Annotated in this window: 22 protein-coding genes and 1 other RNA gene; 9 read left to right on the top strand and 14 right to left on the bottom strand. The window is 53.2% G+C overall.

The annotated features are described in order from the left end of the window. Positions 1-5: 5 nt before the first annotated feature. The 8 genes from CVV30_05220 to CVV30_05185 form a co-directional block, all read right to left on the bottom strand. Positions 6-560: a hypothetical protein gene (locus tag CVV30_05220; GenBank protein PKL70749.1), complete on the bottom strand. Its 555-nt coding sequence runs from the start codon at positions 558-560 to the stop codon at positions 6-8. Between the two features lie 121 nt (positions 561-681). Then, entirely contained in the window at positions 682-924 is a 243-nt protein-coding gene (locus CVV30_05215; GenBank protein PKL70748.1) for a hypothetical protein, read from the bottom strand. A 97-nt stretch (positions 925-1,021) separates the two neighbouring features. Then, positions 1,022-1,447: a hypothetical protein gene (locus CVV30_05210; GenBank protein ID PKL70747.1), complete on the bottom strand. Its 426-nt coding sequence runs from the start codon at positions 1,445-1,447 to the stop codon at positions 1,022-1,024. 39 nt (positions 1,448-1,486) lie between these two features. After that, a complete protein-coding gene (locus CVV30_05205) occupies positions 1,487-2,185 on the bottom strand; it encodes a glycosyl transferase (protein PKL70746.1) in 699 nt (232 codons plus the stop codon). 65 nt (positions 2,186-2,250) lie between these two features. Then, entirely contained in the window at positions 2,251-3,567 is a 1,317-nt protein-coding gene (locus tag CVV30_05200; GenBank protein ID PKL70745.1) for an FAD-dependent oxidoreductase, read from the bottom strand. A 93-nt stretch (positions 3,568-3,660) separates the two neighbouring features. Next, positions 3,661-4,425, bottom strand: coding sequence for a hypothetical protein (locus CVV30_05195; GenBank protein PKL70744.1), 765 nt, complete (start codon positions 4,423-4,425; stop codon positions 3,661-3,663). Between the two features lie 143 nt (positions 4,426-4,568). Then, on the bottom strand, positions 4,569-6,092 hold the full coding sequence (locus tag CVV30_05190) for a sodium:solute symporter (GenBank protein PKL70743.1): 1,524 nt from the start codon (positions 6,090-6,092) through the stop codon (positions 4,569-4,571). 328 nt (positions 6,093-6,420) lie between these two features. Further along, positions 6,421-7,452 carry a hypothetical protein gene (locus tag CVV30_05185; GenBank protein PKL70742.1) on the bottom strand — a complete coding sequence of 344 codons (1,032 nt, stop codon included), beginning with the start codon at positions 7,450-7,452 and terminating at the stop codon, positions 6,421-6,423. A 697-nt stretch (positions 7,453-8,149) separates the two neighbouring features. Here CVV30_05185 and CVV30_05180 point away from each other — a divergent pair. Continuing rightward, positions 8,150-8,383 carry a DUF2164 domain-containing protein gene (locus tag CVV30_05180; protein ID PKL70973.1) on the top strand — a complete coding sequence of 78 codons (234 nt, stop codon included), beginning with the start codon at positions 8,150-8,152 and terminating at the stop codon, positions 8,381-8,383. A gap of 97 nt (positions 8,384-8,480) precedes the next feature. After that, a complete protein-coding gene (locus CVV30_05175; GenBank protein ID PKL70741.1) occupies positions 8,481-8,666 on the top strand; it encodes a hypothetical protein in 186 nt (61 codons plus the stop codon). Positions 8,667-8,721: 55 nt separating this feature from the next. Here CVV30_05175 and CVV30_05170 read toward each other — a convergent pair whose 3' ends face one another. The 4 genes from CVV30_05170 to CVV30_05155 all read right to left on the bottom strand — a co-directional run bounded on the left by CVV30_05170 (position 8,722) and on the right by CVV30_05155 (position 14,123). Further along, a complete protein-coding gene (locus CVV30_05170; protein ID PKL70972.1) occupies positions 8,722-9,522 on the bottom strand; it encodes a phosphoribosylformylglycinamidine synthase in 801 nt (266 codons plus the stop codon). Between the two features lie 68 nt (positions 9,523-9,590). Then, positions 9,591-12,533, bottom strand: coding sequence for a phosphoribosylformylglycinamidine synthase (locus CVV30_05165; GenBank protein PKL70740.1), 2,943 nt, complete (start codon positions 12,531-12,533; stop codon positions 9,591-9,593). Between the two features lie 399 nt (positions 12,534-12,932). Next, a complete protein-coding gene (locus tag CVV30_05160) occupies positions 12,933-13,256 on the bottom strand; it encodes a hypothetical protein (GenBank protein PKL70739.1) in 324 nt (107 codons plus the stop codon). A gap of 54 nt (positions 13,257-13,310) precedes the next feature. Continuing rightward, on the bottom strand, positions 13,311-14,123 hold the full coding sequence (locus tag CVV30_05155) for a hypothetical protein (GenBank protein ID PKL70738.1): 813 nt from the start codon (positions 14,121-14,123) through the stop codon (positions 13,311-13,313). A 154-nt stretch (positions 14,124-14,277) separates the two neighbouring features. Between CVV30_05155 and CVV30_05150 the strand changes: the two genes are divergently transcribed. Next, positions 14,278-15,294: a hypothetical protein gene (locus CVV30_05150; protein PKL70737.1), complete on the top strand. Its 1,017-nt coding sequence runs from the start codon at positions 14,278-14,280 to the stop codon at positions 15,292-15,294. 61 nt (positions 15,295-15,355) lie between these two features. On the opposite strand, the gene CVV30_05145 is transcribed toward CVV30_05150, so the two are convergent. Next, positions 15,356-16,846 carry an MFS transporter gene (locus tag CVV30_05145; protein PKL70736.1) on the bottom strand — a complete coding sequence of 497 codons (1,491 nt, stop codon included), beginning with the start codon at positions 16,844-16,846 and terminating at the stop codon, positions 15,356-15,358. 198 nt (positions 16,847-17,044) lie between these two features. After that, an RNA gene (gene rnpB, locus CVV30_05140) (RNase P RNA component) lies at positions 17,045-17,383 on the bottom strand. 459 nt (positions 17,384-17,842) lie between these two features. Between rnpB and CVV30_05135 the strand changes: the two genes are divergently transcribed. The 6 genes from CVV30_05135 to CVV30_05110 all read left to right on the top strand — a co-directional run bounded on the left by CVV30_05135 (position 17,843) and on the right by CVV30_05110 (position 25,090). Beyond that, positions 17,843-18,415: a TIGR00296 family protein gene (locus CVV30_05135; GenBank protein PKL70735.1), complete on the top strand. Its 573-nt coding sequence runs from the start codon at positions 17,843-17,845 to the stop codon at positions 18,413-18,415. Positions 18,416-18,447: 32 nt separating this feature from the next. After that, a complete protein-coding gene (locus CVV30_05130; protein ID PKL70734.1) occupies positions 18,448-19,902 on the top strand; it encodes a tRNA-guanine(15) transglycosylase in 1,455 nt (484 codons plus the stop codon). Then, on the top strand, positions 19,889-21,520 hold the full coding sequence (locus tag CVV30_05125) for a pseudouridine synthase (protein PKL70733.1): 1,632 nt from the start codon (positions 19,889-19,891) through the stop codon (positions 21,518-21,520). The genes CVV30_05130 and CVV30_05125 overlap by 14 nt, the downstream gene beginning before the upstream one ends. 66 nt (positions 21,521-21,586) lie before the next feature. Continuing rightward, complete coding sequence (locus tag CVV30_05120; protein ID PKL70732.1) at positions 21,587-22,435, top strand: dihydroorotate dehydrogenase; 849 nt, start codon at positions 21,587-21,589, stop codon at positions 22,433-22,435. Further along, complete coding sequence (gene gltA / locus CVV30_05115; protein ID PKL70731.1) at positions 22,428-23,771, top strand: glutamate synthase (NADPH), homotetrameric; 1,344 nt, start codon at positions 22,428-22,430, stop codon at positions 23,769-23,771. Before CVV30_05120 ends, gltA begins: the two co-directional genes overlap by 8 nt. 104 nt (positions 23,772-23,875) lie before the next feature. Then, positions 23,876-25,090, top strand: coding sequence for a cation:proton antiporter (locus CVV30_05110; GenBank protein ID PKL70730.1), 1,215 nt, complete (start codon positions 23,876-23,878; stop codon positions 25,088-25,090). Positions 25,091-25,193 lie beyond the last annotated feature (103 nt).

The following is a 25,193-nucleotide window of genomic DNA, read 5'->3' as shown; positions in this document are numbered from 1 at the left end:
TTCCATTAGGAGCGATCGAAGAAAATGTTTTTGCCTGTTGCAGAGAGCGGAATCGCATAGGCAACTGTGCAATCCTTTCCCATGAGCCCGAGATCGATAGCCGCGACTCCACCGGAATACATAATCCGGTTATCGGCATTATGGAACTGGGCGGTTTTTACTGCCGAGCCAAGGGCAATACCGAGATCCGCCATGCGTATTGCGCAGTTGGGCCCGGAGAACGGTGTGGTCTTCTTGTTCTTCCGTTTTTTGCATTCCGTTGTCATTTCTGCACAGGTTGCATACCCGCATGCCCCGCAGTTGATGCCGGCAATGGTGTCTCCGCGTGCCCCGACAAGGACGCATGCATCGCTAGCCGAGATGTTCTTTGCATCCCGTAAAAAAAAGCCAATGCCCTGCTTTTCTCCAAGGTCCGAGAGTCGGGTTGCGAGCGTGGATATTTCTTTGCCGGTAAGTACCCGGATGATGATCGTGTCCACCCCTTTTCCTTTCGGGGCCGTGCGTGCGGCAAGGGCCATGAGACCGGCAACGGTCATCACTGCCGTCTTTTCAGGAGTCATACAAACCTAGTGTGACCGGGCAGATGAAAAATGCTGAGGAAACGATCTAAAAATGTTTGAAAAAAAGAGGAAACAGACCTGATTGTCCGCATCGTTCCTGCGATTTCCTGAATCTTCCTATCTAATCTTCCATTCTTTCATTGGATGACGGGGTGTTCCATACCTGCCAGCACATACCGCCAATGCCAATGATAAGAAAGAGTACGAACAGGATCAAACTAAAAATATTTTCTGCTATGAGCAGGTTGACCGGGATCTGCATGCCCAGCTTATCATTTATTACACCAATTCCAAGCGCAGCGATGAGGAACAAAACAGTGCCGATGATAATGCCAAGAATTACTGCTGCTGCAAGGCGCAGCATACCGGGTCTTTGCATATTTTCTGTCATAGTGACAGATACTCACGCCAGATATTTAGTAATTGGTAAAAAAAATTGAAAAAATCCAGAAGGATCCTGTTTATCGTGGGGGTGGGTTTACCTGGAGCGCTACTCCGTCAAATTCAGCAATGGTGCGCTCACCTTCATAGACCATTACCCGGAATGTTGAGTACTGGCCATTGTCGGCAACGCGGTGTGCAACCGCAACAAGGGGGCCGGTTGCCGGTGCAATATATTGGATGTGCACCGAGACTGCGACCCGGTCAGCATTATCGCAATTTGCCGCAATACCGAATGCCTGGTCTGCAAGAGCAAAAATTGCACCCCCATGCGCCACATCGTGCGGGTTTAATGTCTGGCAGCAATCCATAACCACCCGGGAATAGCCATCATGCGCTTCAGTGATGGTCATGCCCAGCAATTGTGCAAACGGGCTCTGGTTGAAAGCGGCAATCCGACGCTCTTCCTGAGCTTTCCTGCTGGCTGGTTGATCTGCTGCTGGCATACTTTTACGATCCTGCCGGTAACAAGGGTAGAAAAAAAATTATTTGTACTTTTTCTGGGAATACGAGTATTTTTCAGAATTCCCGCCCTTGGACACGATATATATCCATTCGTAGAGTGACTGGAGGGTGCCGAATTTCTGGTACCGCCGCATGGAAAAACCCACCTTGAGCCGGTTATCGAAGTATATCTTTCCCTCGTCTTTCATCCGCATCGCGATCTCCAGGTCATCGCCGGCATCAATGCAGCGGTACATCCCTGCCCGGGTGAATGCATCTTTCCGGAACGCTGTATTGCAGCCAAGTGTATAGAAAAAGGTCTTGCTGTAATAGCCGATGCGGGCAAAGGTGTTGGCGAGCAGGAGCGAGAAATGGTTCCCTATTCCTTCTTCGATGGGATAGACCGGGCCATAGACCTGCACTACCTTTGGATCCTTAAAATCCTCTGCAAGGTTTTTGATCCAGTGCGGAGGAAGTATGCAGTCTGCGTCCGTTGTTGCAACGATATCGCCTTTTGCTTCCTTAACCCCGTCGTTTCGGGCCCCGCCGACTTTCCTGCTGGTCTGGGTGAACACCTTGTCGGCATACTTCTTTGCAATCTCACACGTGGTATCTTTTGAGCCACCGTCAACTACGATGATCTCGTATTCGGTCCGCGGAATATTCTGGTGCGAGAGCGAGACCAAGCACTGGGCGATATTCTCTTCTTCGTTAAAGGTGGGAATGATAACGGAAATCATTAAAGGAAATACTCCTGTACCATTTTTACGTTAACGGATAATAAGCGTGTGCCAAAACCGGAGAATCAGGACTCCGGTTGCTGCGCAGAAAAATCCATAACGCTGCGGAGGCAGCCGTCCATGTTGAGATACTCAAACTGGGAAAACCGGCCGACAAGCGGGATATCAACCGATGTGCAATACTCTTTTACAATGGCGATATTTTTCTGGTAATTGAGATCATAGACCACATACGCATAGGGCTGGCGTTCTACCGAGGAATAGACAACCCGGTCTTTGGTGAGGATCTGCATTGCCTCTAACGTTTGGACTACATGGGCAACAAGCGTGCCATCATCCATGCGGGAGACTTCATCGCCCGGCTGGTGGGTAATCTCCGCAAGCACCGATCCACAGCCTTCGGGTACTGCCCGGGCACTGTAATTGGATGGAAACGAGATGCGGTTGGTCATGCCGAGTGCTATCTCGGGAATATAGAGCCACGAGATATCCGGAACTGTTCCCCGTATACCGATATTCACGCAGACAATGGCATTGTACCTGAGGGCTGCACAAGCCTCCTTTACCCGGAGAGGCACACCCTCAAGGGCTGCAACAAGGTGCTGTACCGGCATCGTGGAGATGCACCGGTCGGCCACAATTGTCTCACTGCCATTACTGATCTCGAAACGCCCGTCTTTTTTCCGCACTGATGTTACGCGGAACCCGGTCCTGATCTTTTCCCGGATAGGTTGGGCGACAGCCTTCACAAGCGCTTCAATGCCCCCGTCGAGCGGGTAGGAAAAGACCGACTGGTGGGTGTACCCTTCCGTGGGAATACCGATGGCTGATTTGATCACATCTTCGACCGGGGGGCGGGGGATGCGCCCGTCCACCCAGTGCAGGGACATCTGGTCAGTGGGAAACTTCCAGATCTTCTCATTGTAGGGAACCATGTAGCATTCGGCAATGCCTTTACCGAATGTATAGTATATCCATTCCCGGAAATTTTCCGGTACAGGAAGCTCGCATTTTTCCACGGCAACATGGGTCTTTACAAACTCGTTGATGCAGAAGAACCGGTCCTCGATTGTGAGATCAGAAAGCCCGTTCTCAAACGGATATTTCACGTAATGGTCTTTATAAAAAATTTTTGTATTCCGGTCATTGCGCTGCTCGTTTCCTGCGATCATCCGCCGCATGAACCCGAGCACTTCGGTATCCCGGGAGAAGATGATATGCGAACCGCCAATATCGAACGTGAATCCCTGTTCGGTTTTTGAACGGCAGAGCCCGCCATATGCCGGTTCCGCTTCAAGGACAATGACATCCTTGCCTTTTTCATGCAGCAGGCGGGCCAGTGCGAGTCCTGAAAGCCCACCGCCAAGAATTGCTGTTGTCACTGCTCATACGTTGGCACCCGGAATTTATATTGATGAGTGTAAAAAAGGGGATGGATTTCCGTCCCGCCCGTCTTTCTTATCGTTACTGACAAGTCACTGGGGTACCGGCATGGGAGTTACGGGCGAATCACACCTGCCCGCAGAACAGATCAGCCCAGCCGGGCAGGAATTTTGGCAGGAACCGCAATGACGGGGGTTGGTCAGCAGATCAAAACAGCCGTCAATGCAGCTGGCCTGTCCGGCAGAACAGGTAAGTGCGCAATTACCGTTCAGGCAATAGGTTCCGGTGGGACAGGAATTATTGCAATACCCGCAATTGTTGTTGTCAGTCCTCCGGTCAATACAGGTATTATTGCAGGCAAGCCGGTCAGCAGCGCAGAAGACAGACTTTGTAACCTGAACCGTGGTCTGGAGGGTGGTGACCGGTGTTTTGGGAATAATCGTGGTGGCTGTGATGAGTGGTTCTGTTGCAGGTAATGGCGTTGGCTCTTCTGTTTCAACAATCACGTATGATCCGCCCGGGTAATCCCCGGGCCCGCCAGCGGGAGACTGCACTGTTGCAGGGGACGATAGTGTACCTGCAATAGCGGTGGTTCCCGGGACCATGAGCAGGGGATAGCCAATGGAGATGATAACAAGGATGATGATAACCAGTCCCGCGACCGCGATAAGGCTGTTTCTGGATGGGATCCCGGAGAGTGAGACCCGGGGAAACCGGCCGGACAGTAACCGTTGCGGGGATGCTGCTTCATCGGTTCCGGATAGATCCGGCCGGAGGGAGGCGCCACAGTTCCTGCAAAATTTATTTTCGGGCTTAACAGCATTGCCGCACAGTGGACAGAATCGCAGAACAATCACCTTATGAGAGTATCTGGTACCATCGTTGAATGTCAATGGGGAAAAAATGTTTTGCCAGCAGGTAAAAACCTGCCCGCCCGGACACCCAGAATTTTTTTATAAAGATGTCCAGTATTGTCTGTCCCTGAAATCATAAAAATAGATTAATGTTTTGAGAAGTACCAGCCGGTCTGGGTCTCGTTGAGCACTTTTTCAGAGGTTTTTGCAGTCAACAGGCTGACAATAATCATTGCAAGAATGGAGATCACGAATGCATAGAATGAGAAGTGCATGGGAATTGTTGCAAATTCGAAGCCCATGGCAACCGTCTTGGAATAATTAAGACCCCCTATAATGAGTGAGGAAATTAGCCCCAGTGACATTGCCGCAAGCGCTCCCTCACGGGTTGCTCCCCGCCAGTAAAGACCGGCAAGGAGCGGGACCGCAAATGTTGCGAGCATGACCCCGATACCCATCCAGATGAGGCTTGCCAGCATCTCCGGCGGGTTGATTGCAAGGATCATGGAGACAATAGCGGAGATCACTACCACAATTTTTGAGAGCAGGAGAACGGATTTGTCATCCGCATCGGGTTTTAACACTTTCTTGTAGATGTCCCACGAGAACATCGCCCCGATAGTCAGCATCAACCGGTCGGTCGTGGACATGACGGCGGCAAGCACAATAACGGCAAAGACTGCCCAGAGCGTGATGAGAGGCAGGGCATACTGGATCCCGTAAAGGATAACAAAATCCCCGGCATTTGGGACATTCGGGAGGGCGAACACTCCTTCTTTTACCATGGTGAGCCCGGCAAAACCGGTGAATTTCAAGAGGACCATGGTTGCCAGGTAGATGAAGAACGCGATGAGTGGTGCCCATTTAAAGTACTTGACATCTTTTATCGCCAGCACATTGTTGATGACATGCGGGGCACAGGCCAGGCCTACCATGAGGAGTATGGCAAACGAGAAGATGTACGGGATGGCAAATGCACCGGTCGGCATCCACGGCATGACAAGGTTCGGGTTTACCGATGCAATGAATTCATTGACATGAGTAAATCCGCCCGCATAAAATATGATGATGGGTGCCATGATGAGCACGCCGACAATCAGGATGATGGACTGAATGGTTGCAGCCCACGCCACCGCGTAGAGCCCGCCAATCGCGGTATAGACCATGGTCACTGCGGTTGCGATAAGCAGGGCCAGCCAGAGCGGGATCTGGAAGAGCCACATAAGCACGATCGCAATTGCGGTATATTGTCCGACAAGGTAGATGAGTGAAACGATGATACCGGCAATTGCAGCGAGTGTTCGCAGAGCGGTCGGGCTCTCGTACCGGTGAGCAAGGTAATCCTGTACCGTTACGTACCCGGATGTTTTTGCAACGTTATGGAGTTTCACGCCAAAAAAGACGATACAGAACGCAATCGAAAGCGGGACAAATATTTGTTCCCACATCGTTGGCCAGCCCATCTTATACCCGAGACCGGAAACCCCGAGCAGGGACATGCCCGAGCAGACCGTTCCTATCATCAGGAGAACGAACATCCAGAATCCTAAGGAGCGTCCGGCATTGAGATAATCGTTGGTGTTCTTGATCTTTTTAGATGCCCAGAATCCAATTCCGAGCATGGCAAGGAAATAGAGAGAAACAACCGCAATAGTGACAAAATCGGCCATATTAATCATGCCCCTTAAAGGTTATTCCCCATATAATGAGCAAAGCGATTGCAATGATCGTTACTATTCCAAAAACAATGATTGTGATATCCGGTAATCCGAACATAGTACCATGCTATATTGTAGCATGCTAACATATAACATAATCGAATTTGTTTTACAAAAACAGGGCGGAAATAAATCTAAATTTTATGGAATATTTATTGTTTTTAAGGCATTGCTATTGAGGAATTATTGCAGTAATTTTTACCGGTCCGGCCAGAGGATCTGTGGATAGTTTCAGAAGTCTGACAAACAATTAAAAAAACGGAAAAAAAATTTTCCGGAGTTATTCTCTTCGTTTCGTGTTCATCAGGATTGCCAGCCCAATCGCACCGATCAGTATAGTCACCGGTACTGGTGCTTTCTGGGTTGTGGGCACCGGTGTTGGTGATGGTATTGTTGTAGTGACCGGTGCTTGTGTTTGTTCTGTAACAACCGGTGCCGGTGTCGCAGGAGTGGGGGGGAGTTTTGCTACGATAGTAAAAAGGGTAGATCCCGTTACATCCACGGTGATACCGGAGACTTTAACGATATATTCATCCGGCTTGAATGTGGAGGCATCGACCGGAAACGACCACCGGTTCAATGTACCGCTGCCCTGTTCTACTTTGACCATGCCCGATGCACCCGAGAATTCGGCACTCTGCGATTTTGATGTGGGTTTAAATGACGAAGAGGTGATCTCGACCATCAGGTTATCCCCGACGGCAAGGTTGGTTGAACCGGTTATAGTGAACTGTTCTCCCACCGCATGAGTCCCGACCGGGTCGATAAATGCGGTCGAAGGATTGACGATAAACGATGTGGCAGCAAAGGTATCGTCAACATTCTGGCTGTTGATTGCCTGCATCAGTGCGTTTGCACCGGCCGGTGTCTGGAGACTGCCGGATCCGGTGAGCTGGAAGATGGATGTCCCGGTCCCGAGCTGGCGGTTGACAATCTGGCCCGTTGCGGCATCATAGTAAATATCGAACTGCCCGTTCATCATGGGATGCTGGATCAGGACATAGTACTGTCCCGGTGCAAGGGCCCGGGTATCCGCAGGTTTGAGTTCGTACTCGTAGGAATTATCCGCGTTAGTTGACACTGTGGAAATTTTCATATAATTATTCCCAAACAGCCATACCTGCAGGCCGTTTTGCGGGTGACCGGTGGCTATGCCGTGAATATAGACCGGGTCGCCGTTTGCTATTGACGCTGCACCTGAAAAAGAGCTGCCGGGTGATAATGAGACCGCAGCAGCCGGGGGCAGGGCCAGCAGTACACAGACGAGCATGATAGATACCCATAATCGAAGAGAAATTGTCATAGTGCTCATCCGTTATTATGCCTGCTTGGCAATGAATATGTGGTTAGGAAAAAGGCAGGGATATGCCACTCCTTCGATGACGGTATATCTAAATAGGTATATAACAACCAATCCTCATGGATCAAAAACCACAAGCCATACGAGTGAAACGTGATAAGCCGATCTGTGCAAAGTGCCAGGATACCAATCTGAAAGTCAGGCCCGATGGCAGCTACACCTGCAAACGCTGCGGGTATGACAGCGCAAAATAAGACCGGGGATTTCCCAACCCGTTCATTCCCTTAGTTTCCGATAATTTTTCTTAAAAATATTCTACCTGCTTGTAACCCTGGTTATCGATTTTTTCAAGAATTTTGTGACATTTTTTTTATGCTATTGATACTGCCCGCGCGACTTTCCCGGAGGTTGCCGGTCTCCAAAATGACACCAATTCACAAAAAATGACACTATTGTTTTTGAAAACTGCACATTGAACCCCGATTGGCTGAATCCCCTGGTCAATTGGCTCTAAAAAGTCAGCAAATCGCATCATTGAGGTGGCAATCGTTTTTCAGATTAATAGGTGTGGGTGAAAATGAAATGAAGGCCTGTTTAGGGGCTGATATTGGAAGTTTCTCTCTTCAGATAATGACGTTAATCTAGGGTTATTCCCGGGCAGCGGAGATGCGACGAAAAATGTTTTACAGGAAAAATCAGATGCATGGATATGCGGGATGAAAAATTGTTCGCGTTAACCAGCGAGAGAAGGGACGAGATGGTCGCGGAGATAAAGAAATATTTTTTACACGAGCGGGAAGAAGAGCTCGGTGACCTGGCTGCGGGTCTGATCCTGGATTTCATACAAAAAGAATTAGCACCGGAATTTTACAACCAGGGCATCGAGGATTCCCATCGTTACATGCAGGACGCGGCTGAGGATCTTCTCTCAATCCGGAAATGATGCCCGTCTATCCGCAGATACAGCGGTGATTGACACTTTCGCGACTCGCTCCTGTCGGTTTAATATCGCAATCGTATGATGCTGTTGCATGGAATGCATGCACAAACCCCGGCGTGCCGGGAAGATGGATACTCCCGTTACGATATATGATGATGAGAAAATAATCCGGATTCGTGAAAAAATTTCCCTTGTTTTTGGCAGAACGAGTGCTTGGGATGATGCAACGATCTCTGAGCGATATAATATAACTCCGGATGGCGACCTGATTGTTATTGTAAAATGACGAACCGGTCAAAATTTTTTGCCCGGAACAAAGTAAAAATTTTCAGAAAAAATGTTCACCGGAAATACCCGACGGCATTCCGGAACAGGTGCATGTTTAATGATTCTGCCGGCAGCGCCACACCTTTGCGCCGCATCTCTTCTTTCCTGAGCGGCCAGTCATACAGGTTGACAAACTCCATGGCCCGCTCGGGGTGCGGCATTAGGCCCAGCACTTTGCCGTCAGCGGACGTGATCCCGGCAATATCCTCTACCGAACCATTCGGGTTCCACGGGTATTCGCCATAGGCCGGGGTCAGGTCCTCGTGGCAGTAGGTAAACGCAATCTGCTTCTGTCGCTTGAGGCGCAGCAGGGTCTCGGGCGAGCACGAGAGGTTGCCTTCACCATGGGCCACCGGGCAGTACAGCCGTTCGATACCTTTTGTCCAGAGATTGTCGGCAGCGGGTTTCAGGGAAACAAACCGGCACTCCAGCCTGCCGCCCCGGTTGGGCATCAGGGCAATGTCGCGGGCATAGTGCTTGTCAAACGCCGGTACTAACCCGAGGTTTGCGAGAATCTGGAAGCCATTACAGATTCCCAGCACGAGATTATCGCCGTCAAGGAACTCCAGGAGATCGTCCCAGATATTGTTTCTCACCCGGTTGGCGTACGCATTACCGGCACCAGTATCGTCACCATAGGAAAAACCGCCGGGAAAGACCAGCAGCCGGTAGTCCGACAGCCGGTTGCGGCCGGCTATCAGGTCATTGATGTGGACAATGTCTGCGTCCATACCGGCCCGGGCAAGTACCTCTTTGGTCTCCATCTCGGAGTTGATCCCAAAGCCGCTCATGATCAGCGCTTTTTCATCGATCATCACCGGGGCAGTTCCCCGCGATGCACCGACTTTCCTTAAGGAGGTTTGTTGTGCAGCAATGGTCATGATCAGTACCCCCGGAAGGGTGCCTTGTACACCGCTTCGAGTTCAGTTACGGGAATATCCAGCAGGAGTTTATCCGATGTTATCCGCAGGTTTTTGCCGCCAACGCGGCCCAGCAGCAGGGCATCGGCCCCGCAGGTCCGCTCGAACTCCCGCTTGTGGTCCGGGGCAACCGTTACCACGAACCGGCCAAGTGATTCAGAGAAGAGATAATAGTCCGGGCGCAGGGCCGTCGGTATGGTGATATCCATACCCAGCTGGCCCGCGATTGCAACTTTGGCCAGCGTTGTTCCCAGCCCCCCGTGGCTGACCGGGAAGGCCGAGGCCACGAGTTCATGGGTAATGGCATCGGTCAGCCGGCTGTACCGGGCTTTCATGACCGTTGCGTCCAGTGCCGGCACCGTATTGCCGATCCTGTCGAGCAGGGCGAAATACTCCGACCCGCCCAGTTCTTCAGCAGTCTCCCCGATAATGTATACTAAGTCGCCCTCGATCTTCGCGTCAAGGGAAACCGATTTGGCCACGTCCGCATGGATGCCTATGGAGGAGATGAGCAGCGTGGGAGGCACCGAGATCTTTACCCGGTTATCCTCCGCATCGAAGCCCGAGAAATCATTGTACATGCTGTCCTTGCCGGAGATGAAGGGGGTGCCAAATGCAACCGCGTAATCGTAGCAACCCTTCGCCGCAAGTTTCAGCTGGCCAAGCCGCTCGGGTTCATCGGAGGAGCACCAGCAGAAGTTGTCAAGAATTGCAATCGTATCGAGCGGGACGCCGATGGCGATAAGGCCCCGGATGGCAGTATCGATTGCAGCGCCGGCCATCCGGTACGGGTCAATCTCGGAGTATGCGGGAAAAAGTCCCTGCGAAAGTCCCACGCCTTTTTTCGAGCCCTGCACCACTTTGGTCAGCGTGGCTGCACCCTGCACCCGGCCGGCTCCCTGCACCGGCCCAAGCACGTGGCCACCCTGCACCGTATGGTCGTACTGGAGGGAGATGAACTCTTTCGAGCAGATATTTTTCCGGCCCAGCATCGAGCGAAGGGTTGCATCGAGACGGTCGGGGCAGGGAGTGTCCGGTTCGGGCCAGGTCTGTTTCGTGTACGTAGTCTTGAGGTGCTTTTTCGGCAAGCCGTCGTGGAGGAAGTCCAGGCCGATCTCCATCACGACATTGCCGTGCCACTCTACCACGCATTTGCCGGAATCCGTAAACGTCCCGATCACCGTCGCTTCCACTTCCCGGCTCTGCATCAGGGTCATGAGTGCATCCAGTTTTTCCGGCGGCACCGCAAGGGTCATGCGTTCCTGCGATTCCGAGATCCAGATCTCCCATGGGGCCATGCCGTGATATTTCAGCGGCACTTTGTCGAGCTGCACGTGACAGCCATTGCACTCCTTGGCCATTTCGGCAACGGAACACGAGATCCCACCAGCCCCATTGTCCGTGATGCTCCGGTACAACTCAAGGTCACGTGCTTCCTTGACAATTACATCGGAGAGTTTCTTCTGGGTGATAGGGTCGCCGATCTGCACTGCGGTCACCGGGCTGGCCGGGTCGAGCGCTTCAGAAGAGAACGTGGCGCCGTGGATGCCGTCTTTTCCCACGCGGCCACCGGCAACCACAATGAGATCGCCGGGCGCGGCCTGTTTCTCGTAGAGTTTCCGGCCTGCATGTTCGAGCGGCATAACGCCGACCGTCCCGGCAAAAACGAGCGGTTTTCCCCCGTACCGGTGATCGAACCAGCACCAGCCCTGCGGCGTGGGGATGCCCGAGCAGTTCCCGCCAACACCCACGCCCCGCACCACCCCGTCAAGAATCTGTCGGGGGGAGAGGATGGGATTGGTTTTGTTCTTTGCCCGGAAGAGAGCGGGGCTGGTATCCGGGTCCCCGACACAGTACCCGTAGAAGTTGATGCAGGGTTTTGCCCCGAGACCGAAACCGATTGTGTCGCGGTTGACCCCGACAATACCGGTCAGGGCACCGCCGAACGGGTCGAGCGCTGAGGGGGAGTTGTGGGTCTCGACTTTGTGCGTCACCAGGTACGTGTCATCAAAAATGATCGAGCCCGAGTTGTCGGTAAACACCGTAACGCAGATGTCCTTTTCTCCCTTATCGGCACGGATCTTGTTGGTTGCCTCCTGGATGAATGTCTTGTACAGCCCCCTTGGAACATCATCATCCATGGCCGATGCAAAGATCGTGTGCTTGCAATGCTCGCTCCAGGTCTGTGCCAGCGACTCGAGTTCGATGTCGGTCGGCATCCGCATCTCGACATCAAAATAGTCGCGTATCGCGTGCAATTGGGCGAGATCGAGCGCAAGCGGCCCTCTCCGCTGGCCGGTCCGGCCATCAATTATTCCCTCTTTGCCAATCCGTGCGAGTTCCTGGTCATCGATATCCAGGTTCACGATATCAGCGGAATGCATTTCATGGAGATGGACAACGGGCACAACCGGATCCATGCCTTTGTCACTATACTCTGCCCGGGTTTTGATATGTACCCGGTTCACGAGCGGGTTCGCAAGCGTTGCGGCAAGTTTCTGCAGGTCTGCGGGAGACAACGTGCCCCGGACAAAAAAGAGCTGCGAAGTGTAGACCGCTTCTCCTTCCACAAATTTCATGGACAAGAAATCTTCGATCGTTTGCCGGGCTGTGGTGCCGACATTATCGGTAACGCCCGGAAGAAATCCTACTTCTATTGCGTAATCGAATGGCATCAGGGTTGGCGTGTCTACCAGGAATTTCTGGACAACGGGATTGATGAGTTGCGTGCCGATATCGGCAAGTTCCTTTCCGGAAAAATCGCGGGTACTGGTGGCGATAGTATAGACATCGATGAGATGCAGTTCATCTACAGGAAAACCTAACGATCGGATCCTGCTGGTCCGGGTTTTTAACCGGGGATCGGTTGTATAGTGAACTTCTATCCGGTGAACGCAACTCTCCATATGTATACAATGTGACTGCAATTACAAAATAGATGCCGTAAGGGACAACGAATGTCACTGGTATTTGACCGGGGTTGAGGAGATCTTTTACAGGAAAAAAATAAAATTTAAATTTTTTTATGTTATTTTTCGTGTTATTATCAGGTAAATCTCTCGCATCGTAGCGATGTATCCCACCCCCTTTTGGGGTCGTTCGGACGCCTCGGCGGGGCCTCGCTGGGCTGGGAATTTAATCCAACATTTTGGTTGTTGTTGTTCCGGGATGTGTATCGAATTCGAAAATATAGGGTTTTAACCAATTTATCCGCCGCGGGGGCGCCCCTTCGGGGGGGGTCATCCTAAATGGGGTTATGGGGGTATCAGTCCCCATCAATGAAAACGAAAAAGATTCAAATTTTCCTAAAACGCCGTCCACATCATACCGACCGCAAACGCTTTCCGGTACTGCTCGTCACTGAGTCCCGGACATTTCTTTCGCAGGATAACCAACGCAGCCTCAATCGCCTCGTCTCCGCTGCCATATTCACCTTCGCGGAATGCATTGCAGATATCATACACATCGTGCGAGAGCCGCTGGATACGGATAAGGGCATCCCGGCACATGGCCGGGGATTCATTGTGTACCTTGTCCCGTATACGGTTGAGAAGATCCATATCATCGGGTACTGGGCAGGACGGGGGTGACCGGCCCTGCCGGAAGATCAGGTCAAAGGCAATGGTCATCACTTCCGTGCCCGGGGGAGTTGGTGTTATAGTCATGGTCGTGGTCTCCACTTATCACGGGGCAGGTGCCGGGATATTGGTAGTCCCGTTAATCCAGTCTTCAGGCTTTGTCCAGTCAGCATCGGGGATTTTTGCAAAATAGACCTGCACGTATCCTTTCTGTTCCATCTGTTGAAGTTGCGGCAACTCGTATGTGTAGAAAATCCGGTTCGCTCGTGCACCCTGGACAAAACACCAGACCTTGACCGGTTTTCCGGTTGCCTGCGCGATCAGTTCAGCCATATCGGTATACCGTGCCGAATACTGCCCCCATACCTCATCGGCCTCGGCAAATGTGACCGGCTGGGGATCTGCGTAGGATTTTCCGAAGATGATTACAGTACCATTAACGCCGGAAGCCCGCTCGTACCAGTGTTCGTCAAGGATACGGGTGTAGGACGGGTAATTGTAATAGGCTGTGGTGCCCTCATCCCAGATTGCACGGTTGGGGGGAACAGCTGATGCTGCCGGTCCTTCATTGATGGCGTCCAGCACCCGCAGCATGCTGCCATGGTTTCCTTTGCCCGACCAGAATCCCATGTGCACCTGCGTGCCCGGCACTGCCAGAAGCGGTTCGGTTGCAATGGCTTCAGCAAATAACTGCCGGGAAAATGCCGGATCTTTTAAGGCTGTGATTTTTTCTACCGGGCCCGGAAAGAGCGGGCCTGTAACCGGAATAGTGCAGTCCGTGCTGCATACGGTTACCGGGCAGGAAGAAGTCGGGGGAATGCCCAAGACCGAGAGAAGTACAATAATGGCTAGAATTGCGAGCAGGACAACACCGATAGTCCATTTATTCAGGTAAGGGGTCAGGAAAGGAGGCGCCATGAAAAGACTCCATGCATCTTTAGGTAATCATTCTTAGGCAGACCCTCTATTTGGATTTTAATGGCTTGATATTCGCAAATTTCGTAAAGGTTGCCGGCATTGTCAGAAAAACCGCAGAATTTATACCCCTTCCCATGATACGCTATCCATCTGCATGGCAAAAAAATGTGAACGATGTGGTAATCCGGCGCTGGATGACCGGTCAGAGTTCTGTAACCGGTGCGGTTCTTCCATCATTGAAGAGCCCGTATCAAAAGTGTCGGTCTGCAACCGGTGCGGCAATGCGGCTCCCAATGCCGATGTGCTCTTCTGCAACCGGTGTGGTGCGGCATATCCCCCCCCAGAACCGGACCCCGTCACCCTGTCCTGCCCACGCTGCGGGAATATCATCTCCGATGAGCAGTCTGAGTACTGTAACCGCTGCGGCGCACCGGTGCATGAGATGCCGGCACCGGATCAGCGCATCTGCCGCAAGTGCGGCACACCGGCTCCGGATGCCGGGGCGCTCTTCTGCAACAAATGCGGCACGGGATATAAAAAAGAACCGGAGATCGTAAGTGCGGCCTGCCCGCGCTGCGGGTATGCCCTTCCTGACGACCAGTCGCAGTTCTGCAACCGGTGCGGTGCTGCGGTTGGCACGCAACTCGTGAATAAGAAACCGGCCTGCAAAAAGTGCGGGGCAGTAGCTCCGGATGAAGAGACCCTCTTTTGTAACCGTTGCGGAACATCGTTTAACTCCCCGGCATCATCATTTAAAACCGTTAATGTTCCTGAAACGTATCCGGTACAACCGGTTTCTGTCAAAATCTCAAAAAAGAAACCTGCGCCCGTGGCAATAACTCCGGAAGACCTCTGGGATACGGTTCCGGTAGAGCAGTATACTGAACCTTATTACCCGCCCCCGGTTACCCCTCCGGTATCACCCATGCGGAAAAAGTATGGCCATCTCCCGCTTGTAGCTGATGAATTTGCCGGGGGAAAAGTCCGGGATGAATGCATAGATATTCCGCAAACTTCAAAAAAATACGGCCACCTCCCGCTGATTGCTGACGAACTCAAAGAAAAGCAGTCCCCGCGCCTTGAGATAGAGTCACCGTATTATCCCGGGCCCCCAAAAGAGCGGAAAGCGGGCAAACCGAAGAAAGGGTTCTTTGACCTGCTGAAAAAATAATTAAATTTTTTTTAAACCAGAAAAAAAATTAATCTTTTCATCAATATTTTCTTCACAATTATCAGATAATTCCCGTTATCGTATCTTCGTTATTGTCCGACTGGTAATCCGGGTGTACTTCCTGCCGTGCAAACAGGGCTAATACAAGGATAATTATCGCTATAATGAACGAGGCAAAGAAGGCAAGGTCAAACCCTGCCGTCATAAGTTCCAGTTTGATGTTTGCCGGTGCGAGTTTTGTAATCCCATGATGCCCGGCAATGGCGATGATACCCTGCGTAAATACCAGGTTTGCAAAGGCGATTCCCAGCGTCAGGGGGGCGAACCGTTCAAGGCTCGTGAGACTCGAGACCATGCCCTGGTATCCCTTGCCCACGGAGTTCATGATCATATTCGAAGCCGGTGTGATCATGAGACCCAGGCTGAACCCGATTATGAGCAGGCAGAGAATGACAAATCCTGTAGATGAACCGACCCGCAGGAGAGTCATCATATAAAATCCGGCTACCAGGAAAATGCCCGCAGCAATGCAGAGCACTCTCCCGCCTACCCGGTTATAGAGCATGCCGGCAAGGATACCGGATACCATCATGGCTATTGAAAGGGCTGTCAGGATAAGTCCCGCATCGGAAGCGCCGTACCCTTTTACGTACTGGAGATAGAACGGGAGCAGGTAGCTGATCCCGGCAAAGCTGAAAAAGACCAGCGACATGATGAGGTTGGTCAGCAGGAAGTTCCGGTTCTTGAACAGGCGGAGCTCTAACAACGGGTCTGCTACCTTCAGTTCGTGCCAGACAAAGTAGGCGAGCGTGATGATCGCAAGTGCCAGGGTGCCAAGGATGACCGGCGATGTCCATCCCAGTTCATTTCCTTCCGAAACGGCAAAGAGCAGCGCAGCAAGCCCGGTGAAGATAAGGAGTGCCCCGGACTTGTCAAAGCCGGAGATCCTGTCATGGGGTGTTGATGCCGGGATGACTTTTGCACCGAGCATGAGTGCGATAATTCCCACCGGTACATTGATTAAAAAGATCCAGTGCCAGGAGAGATACTGGGTGAGCACACCCCCGATGGTTGGCCCGATGGCAGTCCCGAGTGCGGCAACCGTCATGATGATGCCCATGGCTTTTCCCTTCTGCTTCATGGGTATGTATGCTGTAACCATGGCAGGAGCAATCGCCGTTATCATTGCGCCGCCGATTGCCTGGAAGGCACGTGAACCCACGAGCACGGGAAATGAAGAGAGGAGATCCGGCAGGAGAGCGCAGCAGAACGATCCTATCGTGAAGATGATAAATCCCGAAAGGAAGACTTTCTTGAATCCGATGCCGTCCGATAATTTCCCGAAAATCAGAACGCAGCCGGCCATCACCAGCAGGTAGATGGTTGAGACCCAGCTCACGGTGCTGGTCGAGATATCGAAGACGGATGAGATCGTCGGCAGTGCAATATTGACGATTGTGCCGTCCAGTGCCGACATGAATGCGGCAAGAGAGATGGAGAGGATAAGGAGATTGAATCCAGCCTTATCCGTATCCTGACGGTTATTTTCCATACCGGTTTATTGGATGTCGGAATTATAAAAGGGGATACCGTCCGGAATTGATAGGATGACCGGGATTAAATGAGATGTACCATTATTCAAAGGATGACAATTGAATCAGGAAAACATAATCTCCGGTACCTGTGGTAATTTTTTTGCAGTAACCGATTTGCCCCGGTGATATGGACGAGAAAACGTAATGAAAAGTGTGAGTGGGAGGAGTAAGCCTCCTTTTGTTCTAGCGGCATTCAGCTCTGCGCCATACCCGGGCGGATACCGGACTATCCACTGGCCCTGTTCTGGCTTGCACCCGCAGGGATTCGTCGTTCCAACGTATCCTGTTCCTCAAACGCTCGGCGAGTTACTCGCATGGTTACCCATGCTTCTTGCTTTACAGCTCGATCGCCTCATTGCTCAGAACAGGCCGTGTCGTTTCTGTGCCATTGCCGTGACTCTCGCCACCCGTACTTGCGTACGGCTGCGTGACCGGTGGGTGGGGGGACTTTCCTCAGCGACACTTAAGTCACCGTCAGCCGCTCTCTCCCTCTCGCTCAGTATATTGGGTGGCCGGGCTGATAAGCGCAGCGACAAAATTAGTGTTGGAGATTTCAATTAAAAGAGAGTGCCAGTAATAATTTGCTCTCAATTTCCTGATTGTGTTGTTGATCTCATATACTTGCGATGGCCTCGCCGCCCCCGAAGGGGCGCCCCCGCGGCGGCCAGATTGGGTGCAATGGTCGAAGAGTTTTTTCGGGGGCTTTCCCGCTTGCCCGTTTCATAAAAAACAATCGCTGACAAAAGGCATATCATTCGTACGTCATAAAAAACCTGACCCGATAAGGGGGTCAAGGGGGCGCTCCCCTTGGGCTGCCTCCCCCTCTGGGGGAGAGAGGGGGTCACCATCCTAATTTGACGAAAAAGATGGTTAAAAATCTGGAAAAACTATACTGTTCGATAGATTGTTATCCAACCTGCACCAATCAAAGTCTCAACGCGGGAGAGAAAAGTATGCTGACAGCAGACGAAGGAACACTCGCTATCCATCTTGCACGTGGCGCACTTGAACAGGCAGTTGCAAAAAAACCGGTACCCGTTCTCAAACTTACTCAGGTCTTCCATGATAAAAGGGGGGTCTTTGTCACGCTTACCCGGGATGATGAGTTGCGGGGATGCATCGGTCTGCCGTATCCGGTGATGTCGCTCGGTGCGGCCATTGAGCACGCAGCAAAAGCCGCTGCGCTCGAAGATCCCCGCTTCCCTCCGGTAGCAAAAGATGAACTTGCCCATATTGATCTCGAAGTTACGGTCCTCACCGTACCGGTACCGCTGTTATGCGAGCCGTCAGAACGTCCTGCCAATGTCAAGGTGGGAAAACACGGCCTGATTATCCGGGGCATGGGCACGAGCGGTCTTTTGCTCCCGCAGGTGGCAACCGATTATGGCTGGGACAGCACAACGTTCCTGGATCATACCTGCACCAAAGCCGGGTTGCCCGGCCGGTGCTGGACCCGCAAAGATGTTGAAGTGATGATCTTTGAAGGCCAGATCTTTTCCGAGACACGGAATCGTTTAACCTCCTGAGCGCACATATAAAGGCACATTAAGGGTGCCTCATGGGAATTTCATTCGAGAGTTTGTACAGCGATATTGCCGGCCGCTGCGGAAAGCTGACGGTCGGAAAAAAGATTGTCAAGACTCCCGCGCTGCTCCCGGTCATCAACCCCCACCTCCAGCTGGTCACGCCCAAAGAACTCCGGAAGATGGGCGTGGAAGCGATCATCACCAATGCCTACATTTTTTCCCAGAGCAAGCAGTACCGGGAACGTGCCCTGTCCGAAGGTCTCCACAAGGTGCTGGATTTCGATGGTGTCATCATGACCGATTCCGGCTCGTTCCAGTTGTCCGTGTACGGCCAAGTCTCGATCACCAATACCGAGACGCTCTCGTTCCAGCGCGATATTAAAAGCGACATCTGGGTGCCGCTCGACATCCCCACCTCCCCGGCTGCCGACCGCCAGACCGCGGAAGGCGAACTTGCGATTACGATGCAGCGCCTTGCCGAAGCAAAGCAGGTTTTCGGCAACGATGCCCCGATAGCTGGTCCGGTCCAGGGCGGCATCTTTGAAGATTTACGGGAACAAGCCGGAAAGGCAGTGACCGATCTCGGTTTTACCTTCTGCCCTATCGGTGCCGTTGTCCCCATCATGGAACAGTACCGGTACCGGGATCTTGTCAGTGTCGTGATGGCGGCAAAACGGACGATCTCGCCATCAGCCTGCGTCCATCTCTTCGGCGCCGGCCATCCTGCCATGTTTGCGCTTGCAACGGCAATGGGCTGCGATCTGTTTGACTCGGCCGCCTACGCCCTCTATGCCAAGGAAGGACGGTACATGACCGTGCACGGCAGTTACAAGATCGATGAACTCGCCGATCTTCCCTGTGCCTGCAATATCTGCCGGACCCACACGGTCGAAGAACTCCGGATGTCACCGCAGCGTGACCGCCTGCTCGCGCTCCATAACCTGCATGTGACCCTGGCCGAGATCGCCCGCATCCGCCAGGCCATCACGGACGGGTCGCTCTGGGAACTGGTTGATGAGCGCTGCCGGGGACACCCACAGTTGCTTGCCGGCTACCGGGCGCTCCTGCTCCACAACGCGGAACTCGAAAAGACCGACCGTACCTCCAAGCGCCGCTTTTTCTACCGTGGTGACGAGAGCTGCAAACGAACCGAGGTACTCCGCTACCAGCAGCAGCTCGGCCGGCTCCGGCTGGGTAAGGAAGTGCTGGTGGCATTCGATGGCGGGGCACGCGACGAGTTTGAAGATACACTTCTCTTCAAGCCCCCGTTCGGGCCTTATCCGAAGGAACTCAAGGAGACGTTCCCGGTTGGCCAGAGCGAGATTCCCGAATGGGATGATGCGATGGTGCGCCAAGGGTGCCGGGGAATAAGGGCTCTTGTCGAGAGCCACCCGGATACCCGCGTGGTTGTCTCCTGCAGCCCGCGGTGGGAATCGATCCTGCGGCAGGAAGTAACCGGTTGTGAGGTGCGCAGTGAGCCAGTTTAATATTCGCAAAAGGGACGGTCTCGGCCGGACCGGGCTGTTCAAACACGAAGGAACGGAACTGAGACTCCCGGCCGCAACGGATACCATCGCGTTTTTTCCCGCACTGGGGACTCTCTGGAATGCCAACATGCCGGTCTCTGCCCCGGCTGCCGTTGCCCGGCAGTTCCCCCCGGCACCAGGCATGATGCCGGTCACCCTTCACCCGCAACTGGATAATACCGCGGTGAGCGGTGACTGTGTCATGGTTGCCAACTGGCACACCGCGTTTGCCAATCCCCGGAATTACGTGGAGTGGCTGGTGGGCTTAAAGAAGAAGACACCGGCCGATACCGCGTGGTACGCACCGGCCGCCGCGATCCCATCAACAGCCGCCATCCTCTGCTACTCCGGGTTCGATCTTTTCGATTTCATTGGCGTAGACCTCAAATCTGCGCAGGGAATTTTCTGTACGGCCGATGGCGAGTTTACTGCTGATGCCATGAAGACCGGCATCTGCACCTGCGCCGGGTGTGCAGCAAACGATCTCAAAGAGCATAACCGGAATGCCCTCCGTCAGGAGCTTGCTCTTGTTGCCCGCTTTATCGAGCAGGGACAACTGCGGGATCTCATCGAGTCCCGCTGCCGGATGAGCGCAAACCAGGTCGCCATCATGCGCCACCTGGATAACCAGTACGCGTTCATGGACGCAGCCCAGCCAATCGCCCGGAGCGGCGTGATGCGGGCAAACTCCGGCGACTCCATGCAGCGGGTGGAAGTGAGAAGGTTTGCAGAACGCGTGCTCACGCGGTATCTTCCACCTAAGACGGACGTGGCTGTGCTCCTGCCGTGCTCGGCACGGAAACCCTACTCGCTCTCCCAGACCCACAAGCGCTTCCAGATGGCGATTGGCGGCCGGGCCCACGAATTAATCGTAACTTCCCCGCTCGGTCTCGTGCCCCGGGAACTCGAAACAATATACCCGGCCGGGCACTATGATGTGCCGGTCACCGGTTACTGGGATGCAGAGGAATGCGCCTTCATCAGTAGCATCCTCACCCGGTATTTCAAACGCCACCCGTACCGCCGTATCATCGCCCATCTCGAAGGCGGGGCGCTCAAAGTTGCCCGGCAGGCTGCTGAAGCAGCGGGAATCACGCTCGAATGCACCTGCGAGGAGCACCCGACCAGCGATGCCGCCCTCAATGCACTCGACAGCGCCCTTGCGGGGGAACGGCGATTCAAGGATGACCGGCTTCATGGCATGGCCTCATACCAGTTCAATATTGATCTCGATGCCAAGGGGACTACGCTCCGGGGCCATTTCCCGGAGGTCTTCTACAGCCGGAATAATCTCCAGCTCTTCTCGATTGACACCGGTACCGGCATGCTCCGGCCAACCGTGGATGGCTGGAACCTGGTACCGGATGGCTACCGGGTGCATATCGACGATTTTATTCCGGAAGGCGATGTGCTGACACCGGGTGTGATGAAAGCAGACCCGGAGATCCGCGACGGCGATGAAGTGCTGGTCGTGGGTGCGCGTGCTCTTGCTACGGGACGGGCTGCCATGCCGGCGGATGAGATGCTCCGCTCAAAACGTGGAGTTGCCGTCCGGGTGCGTAAGATTAAGCGATTGTAAAGAAAATTTATGATCCATAGTTCTGGATCCAATAATACCATTTCATAATTTTCAGGAGTGACAGGGTTGTATACCATAGAAAAAGCCGGGCAGCTTGCCGATAAAGTGTACCAGATGTGGGTAAAGGCCCCCCACGTGGCCCACCATGCACAGGCCGGACAGTTCGTAATCTTCCGGATCGATGAGAAAGGCGAGCGCATCCCTCTTACCATCTCGGCGGTGGACGGGGATTCCTTCCGGGTCATCTTTATGACCATCGGTAAGACCACCACTCATCTTGCCGCCCTTAAGGCAGGAGATCATATCCGGGATGTGGCAGGCCCGCTCGGAAAACCCAGCGATCTCTCGAAGTTTGGTACCTGCGTACTTGTGGGAGGCGGTGTTGGTACCGCAAGCCTTCCCATCATTGCCCGCTCCTTAAAAGCCGCGGGGAACCGGGTAGTCGGGATTGTCGGTGCACGCAATGCCAGCCTGCTCATCCTGGAAGACGAGATGGCAAAAGCCTGCGATGAACTTCTCATCTCTACCGATGACGGAACCAAAGGCTTCCACGGCTTTGCCGCAGACCTGCTCAAGCAGGTCATGGCGCGGGAAAAAGTCGATGCAGTCTGGATTATCGGGCCCGCGATGATGATGAAGGTCACCTGCGAGGCAACCCGCCCGGCCGGTATCAAGACATTTGTCAGTCTCAACCCTGTCATGGTGGACGGGACCGGCATGTGCGGGTCCTGCCGGGTGATTGTCGGGGGCGAGACAAAATTTGCCTGCGTTGACGGGCCCGAGTTTGATGCTCACCAGGTTGATTTCAATCTGCTGATGGGCCGGCTCCGCACGTACCAGCCCGAAGAGAAAGAATCGCTCGAACGCTATAATGCGCACATCTGTGCCTGCAAGGGTGGTGATCACCATGCATGACCGGGCCATAGACCAGCGTCTCCATGACTTTAAAGAAGTAGATACCGGCATGACTTCCGAAGAAGCGAAGATCGAAGCCGAACGCTGTCTCCAGTGCAAAAAACCCCTCTGCGTTAAAGGATGTCCGGTGGGTATCGACATCCCCGCGTTCCTCCGGGAAGTTGCTTCCGGTAATTTCCAGAAAGCCGCCGCGATCATCAAGGAGCAGAACATGCTGCCGGCGATCTGCGGACGGGTCTGCCCGCAGGAAGTCCAGTGCGAGGGTCAGTGCATTCTCGGCATCAAGGAAAAACCAATTTCGATAGGCGAGCTGGAACGGTTTGTTGCCGACACCGAACGGGCGCATGGCATGGTAGCCCCCCAGAAGAAAGCGTCAACAGGTCGCAGGGTTGCCGTTGTCGGCGCCGGTCCGGCCGGGCTGACCGCATCTGCGGAACTCGCCCGCATGGGATATTCGGTCACTCTCTTCGAGTCGCTCCACGCAGCCGGAGGGGTGCTCATGTACGGGATTCCCGCGTTCCGCCTGCCCAAGGATATTGTCAAGGCAGAGATCGATGCGGTCCTCTCTCTTGGAGTTGATTTGAAACTCAATCATCTCGTGGGCCGCAGCGTTACGGTTAAGGAACTGCTCAGTTACGATGCGGTATTCCTCGGCACCGGTGCCGGCCTCCCCTACTTCATGGGCCTTCCCGGTGAGAATCTCCCCGGCGTATACTCGGCAAATGAATTTTTGACCCGGGTCAACCTGATGCATGCTGATAGTTTCCCGGTCTTTGATACCCCGGTAAAAAGGGGAAGCCGTGTGGTTGTGGTTGGCGGAGGCAATGTCGCCATGGACGCGGCCCGGGTTGCCCGGAGACTTGGCGGCAAAGTTATGCTGGTCTATCGCCGGCGCGAAGAAGATCTCCCGGCCCGTGAGGCCGAGACCCAGCGGGCGAAAGAAGAGGGCATCGAATTTGTCATGTGCTCACACCCCATAAAAGTCCTGGGAGAACAGGGAATTACCGGTGTCGAGTGCGTACGCATGGAGATGTGTGCCCTTGACAAGTCCGGCAGGCCCGAACCCGTCCCCATAGAGGGCAGCCATTTCACCATCGATGCTGATGTCTTCATCGCTGCTATTGGCCAGGGCCCCAACCCGCTCCTGATCAGCGAGATTCCCGAACTCAAACGCGGTAAACGCGGCAATGTCATAGTCGATGACGAGTTCCGCACCTCCATGCGCAAGGTCTTTGCCGGTGGCGATGTGGCGACCGGTGCCGCGACAGTCATTCTTGCCATGGGTGCAGCAAAGTGTGCGGTTCATGCAATCGATAAGATGCTGAGGGAAGAATAGGCAGGCTCTTTTTTTTTTATATTTCATACGAAAGCAGCAGGTTTCTGCGGTATTTATAAAAAAACCAAAAAAGGTTTTTAACTCATCATCCCAAGTTATTGCCAATGGATAGCCTGTTCACCTCCCCGGAATTCCAGATGAGCCTGCTCCTCTTCGTGGCTCTCGGCGGATACCTGATTGCATCGCGCATCAACCAGTCGGCCGTCATCGGGCTGATCCTCGTAGGTCTGCTCGTTGGTCCGAGTGCACTCGGACTTATCACCTACACGGATTTTGTCCGGGGGCTTGCCCATCTTGGAGCCGTGATATTGCTCTTTGTTATCGGGCTTGAGTTCAATGTAAAAGAGATTCTCTCTATCAGAAACGGGGCGATCGCGGCTGTAGGGGTGATCGTCCCGTGGATAGGTGGCTATTGGATATCGATTGTCTTTGGTTTCGATACTGCCAGTGCAATTTTCATCGGAACTGCCCTGACTGCGACCAGTATCGCAATCACGGCTAATGTGCTCAAGGAGATGGGAAAGCTCCAGACCGATGCCGCAAAAGCCATCATCGGCGCAGCGGTCATCGATGATGTACTCAGTCTTTTAGCTCTTGCGATCAGCACCGATGTAGTGAGCGGGACGGTCACGGCAGGGGGCATTGCCATTGTCGCTATCAAAGCAGTAGCGTTTATCGTTATTGGCGGAGCATTCGGGATCTTTGTTGTCAGCAAATACGTAGAAAAACTCGATTCTACCGGGTTCTGTAAAAAATTCCCGGAGTTCATTTTCATCTTTGCGATGATGATGGCATTTCTCTATGCGATGGGTGCGGAAGTAGTCGGGCTTTCTGCTATCGTCGGGGCATTCATCGCGGGAGTCTCCTTTGGGAGTGTGAAACTATCTCATAGTAAAAATTTCAAGGAAGGAGCTGAATACCTCGAGATCATCTTTGCATCCATCTTCTTTGTCTCGCTCGGGATCCTTGCAGATATCAGGGCTGTCACTCCAGAGATACTCCTGTTCCTCGTAGTGCTGACCCTTGTTGCGATTATCACCAAGGTTGTTGGCTGCGGGATACCCGCCCGCATGATGGGATTGTGCCGGAAGGACTCACTTATCGTCGGGTTCGGCATGGCTCCCCGTGGGGAGGTGGCGATGATCGTGGCCCTCATCGGGCTTGAAGCAGGAATTATCGACCAGACCGTGTATGTTGTGATCGTGCTCATGAGCCTTTTAACAACAGTGATAACCCCAATCGTGTACCGGAACTGGTTTTTCAAGGCAGAGGATTGCCGGTATGATGCGAAGGGGATGTGCATCGATGAAGGGAAATAACCAAAATTTTCTTTTCATGAGTAGTAATCCCGCACAGGGTAAAAAAATTCAGGGTATAAAAGGAAGATAACCCCTGATTTTTTGGGTAAAAAAACGTTACAAA

Source organism: Methanomicrobiales archaeon HGW-Methanomicrobiales-1 (assembly GCA_002839675.1).
Taxonomy (GTDB): Archaea; Halobacteriota; Methanomicrobia; order Methanomicrobiales; family Methanospirillaceae; genus Methanoregula.
The sequence above is the reverse complement of the archived record's forward strand: the minus strand, read 5'-3'. Positions and strand labels throughout refer to the sequence as shown.

What these genes read in the sequence shown, in the direction of transcription:
- CVV30_05220 (PKL70749.1), bottom strand. Translation starts at nt 560, where the DNA reads ATGACTCCTGAAAAGACGGCAGTGATGACCGTTGCCGGTCTCATGGCC.
- CVV30_05215 (PKL70748.1), bottom strand. Translation starts at nt 924, where the DNA reads ATGCTGCGCCTTGCAGCAGCAGTAATTCTTGGCATTATCATCGGCACT.
- CVV30_05210 (PKL70747.1), bottom strand. Translation starts at nt 1,447, where the DNA reads ATGCCAGCAGCAGATCAACCAGCCAGCAGGAAAGCTCAGGAAGAGCGT.
- CVV30_05205 (PKL70746.1), bottom strand. Translation starts at nt 2,185, where the DNA reads ATGATTTCCGTTATCATTCCCACCTTTAACGAAGAAGAGAATATCGCC.
- CVV30_05190 (PKL70743.1), bottom strand. Translation starts at nt 6,092, where the DNA reads ATGGCCGATTTTGTCACTATTGCGGTTGTTTCTCTCTATTTCCTTGCC.
- CVV30_05185 (PKL70742.1), bottom strand. Translation starts at nt 7,452, where the DNA reads ATGAGCACTATGACAATTTCTCTTCGATTATGGGTATCTATCATGCTC.
- CVV30_05180 (PKL70973.1), top strand. Translation starts at nt 8,150, where the DNA reads ATGCGGGATGAAAAATTGTTCGCGTTAACCAGCGAGAGAAGGGACGAG.
- CVV30_05175 (PKL70741.1), top strand. Translation starts at nt 8,481, where the DNA reads ATGCACAAACCCCGGCGTGCCGGGAAGATGGATACTCCCGTTACGATA.
- CVV30_05170 (PKL70972.1), bottom strand. Translation starts at nt 9,522, where the DNA reads ATGATCGATGAAAAAGCGCTGATCATGAGCGGCTTTGGGATCAACTCC.
- CVV30_05165 (PKL70740.1), bottom strand. Translation starts at nt 12,533, where the DNA reads ATGGAGAGTTGCGTTCACCGGATAGAAGTTCACTATACAACCGATCCC.
- CVV30_05160 (PKL70739.1), bottom strand. Translation starts at nt 13,256, where the DNA reads ATGACCATTGCCTTTGACCTGATCTTCCGGCAGGGCCGGTCACCCCCG.
- CVV30_05155 (PKL70738.1), bottom strand. Translation starts at nt 14,123, where the DNA reads ATGGCGCCTCCTTTCCTGACCCCTTACCTGAATAAATGGACTATCGGT.
- CVV30_05150 (PKL70737.1), top strand. Translation starts at nt 14,278, where the DNA reads ATGGCAAAAAAATGTGAACGATGTGGTAATCCGGCGCTGGATGACCGG.
- CVV30_05145 (PKL70736.1), bottom strand. Translation starts at nt 16,846, where the DNA reads ATGGAAAATAACCGTCAGGATACGGATAAGGCTGGATTCAATCTCCTT.
- CVV30_05135 (PKL70735.1), top strand. Translation starts at nt 17,843, where the DNA reads ATGCTGACAGCAGACGAAGGAACACTCGCTATCCATCTTGCACGTGGC.
- CVV30_05130 (PKL70734.1), top strand. Translation starts at nt 18,448, where the DNA reads ATGGGAATTTCATTCGAGAGTTTGTACAGCGATATTGCCGGCCGCTGC.
- gltA (PKL70731.1), top strand. Translation starts at nt 22,428, where the DNA reads ATGCATGACCGGGCCATAGACCAGCGTCTCCATGACTTTAAAGAAGTA.
- CVV30_05110 (PKL70730.1), top strand. Translation starts at nt 23,876, where the DNA reads ATGGATAGCCTGTTCACCTCCCCGGAATTCCAGATGAGCCTGCTCCTC.